Source organism: Vibrio sp. 1641 (assembly GCF_033339995.1).
Classification (GTDB): Bacteria; Pseudomonadota; Gammaproteobacteria; order Enterobacterales; family Vibrionaceae; genus Vibrio; species Vibrio alginolyticus.
The window spans coordinates 1-638 of record NZ_JAWOVP010000259.1 but is presented as its reverse complement, the minus strand read 5'-3'; the positions used below and the strand labels follow the sequence as shown (position 1 = coordinate 638).

The 638-nt window shown below is 46.7% G+C and carries 1 protein-coding gene; it reads left to right on the top strand.

The annotated features are described in order from the left end of the window. On the top strand, window positions 1-638 hold a 638-nt coding region (locus R7Z47_RS25385), incomplete at both ends, for a LysR substrate-binding domain-containing protein (RefSeq protein WP_318130835.1).

The window sequence follows — 638 nt, the reverse complement described above, 5'->3', positions numbered from 1 at the left end:
ACGGCCTATTGCACCAAGGTTCATTCAACCCAGCTTATTATCAAGGTACGTTTTCTCTGTCGATGAGAGGCAGTTCTTTTGAGCTGTTTGATCCCGTGTTAACGCGCATTTCTCAACAGTTGGGGAACAATGCTCACTTAAGCGTCCATGCAAAAGAAGAGATGAGTTTTGATTCGCTGGTGAGAGGACAAGTCGACTTTTTGCTGCTGCCGCATGACATCAGCCAACCACCAACTCAAAATAAAGACTTGGTTTGGCAAACAATCTTGAAAGATGAAATGGTGTGTTTAATGGGCGAATCAAACCCGTTAGCTAAAGCGCCCCTGTCGATTGAAGGCTATCTTTGCGCTCGCCACATCGGGATTCACGATAAAGATCTTTCTCAGCCTTACTTCGAGCAAAACCTCACTCAGCAGCATTCAAAACGTAATATGGCGATGCGTGTGGCAGATTTCGGTTCGGCTGCCGTCATGTGCCATCATTCCGATTATCTATTTACGTGTTCAAAACTTTGGGCGGGAGTCGCGCATCAAGCGAAAGGTTTAGTGCAGCGCTCTTTACCGTTTGATTACGGGCAAGTGGCTTACAGCTTGGTGTGGAACAAAGCGAGTCTCAATGATCCTGCTCTGAGATGGCTA